Below are 1,338 nucleotides of genomic sequence, written 5' to 3'. Positions count from 1 at the left end.
CTCTGAGCCCGAGCCGTTCCAGCGCGGCCTGGAACAGGTGCGGCTCCGGCTTGCCCACGACGTCGTAGGGAACGGACCCCGTGCAGGCGAGGAGTGCGCGAAGCAGCGCGCCCGTTTCCGGAATGATGTCGCCGTCCGGACTGGGATGCGCCAGATCCGGGTTGGCGACCACGAGCCGCGCCCCACGTCGCACCGCGTTCGCCGCGAGTGCGAGGGTCTCATAGCGGAAGCGACGGTCACGGCCGAGGAACACCACGTCGAAACCCTCACGGCTCGGTCGCAAACCAAGGTATTGTGCGTACCGGCGCAGGCTTCCGCTGGCCAGGACGAGAACCCGCGCGCCCGGCCGCTGTGCGGCGAGCCGTTCAAGCGCGAGTGTGCCCGCGAGCAGGATACTGTCGGGAGGAAGCACGACGCCGAGGCGGCACAGCTTGCGGGCAATTTCCGCCGGCAGGTGTTCAGCATCGTTAGATACCACAATGCATCGGCCGCTCACGGCGCGCAGGAATGCGCCAGCGCCGGGGAGTAGGCGCCCGCCGCCCAGCACCGTGCCGTCGAGATCAACCAAGATTCCTTCAAGTGTCTGCATCGCGAAACGATGTGCTGAAAATAGCTCAGTTTGCAAGCACCTTGGATCTGAGCTTCCTTCATCAAACCGTCATCGGCTCCGATCTAGCTACGGCTTCTCGGTTAGGAAGGCCTATGTCGGGCGTGGTCGTACACAATCTCAGGAAGAGCTTCGGCGTGACGACCGTCCTGGACGGGGTGTCGCTCGACATCGCGCACGGTGAGTTCCTCACCCTCGTCGGGCCATCCGGCTGCGGAAAGTCGACGCTCCTACGGATCATCGCAGGCCTCGACCACGCTGATTCCGGTTCGGTCGAAATCGATGGGCGCCCGGTGGACGATCTGCCGCCTAAGGCGCGGGACGTGGCGATGGTGTTCCAGTCCTACGCGCTCTACCCCTACATGACGGTGGCCGAGAATATCAGCCTGCCGCTCGCGATGCGCCGGATGACGGGATGGCAGCGGCTGCCGCTCCTCGGTCGCTTTCTCCCCGGTGCCGGGGCTGCGCAGAAGGCGCTCGCCAGCGAAGTCCGCGCCGTCGCGGGGAGCCTTGATCTCGTCCACCTCATGGGCCGCCAACCGGGCCAGCTGTCTGGCGGTCAGCGCCAGCGCGTGGCGCTCGCCCGCGCCATGGTGCGCGAGCCCGCCGCCTTCCTCATGGACGAGCCGCTCTCGAACCTCGACGCGAAGCTGCGGGTTCAGGCGCGGGCCGAGATCGCCGAACTGCATCGCCGGCTCGGCGCCACCTTCATCTACGTCACTCACGACCAG

The 1,338-nt window shown here is 66.7% G+C and carries 2 protein-coding genes; one reads left to right on the top strand and one right to left on the bottom strand.

Going from position 1 to position 1,338, the window contains the following annotated elements; translation table 11 throughout:
* A partial coding sequence (locus ACU8YC_RS24905) for an HAD-IIA family hydrolase (protein WP_446895946.1) occupies positions 1-589 on the bottom strand: 589 nt, incomplete at its 3' end.
* 113 nt (positions 590-702) lie between these two features.
* Between ACU8YC_RS24905 and ACU8YC_RS24900 the strand changes: the two genes are divergently transcribed.
* Positions 703-1,338 (top strand): ABC transporter ATP-binding protein (locus ACU8YC_RS24900; RefSeq protein WP_446895945.1); only part of this gene is annotated, 636 nt, incomplete at its 3' end.

The sequence above is a fragment of the Citrobacter sp. VF227 genome (assembly GCF_052950715.1).
The sequence above is the reverse complement of the archived record's forward strand: the minus strand, read 5'-3'. Positions and strand labels throughout refer to the sequence as shown.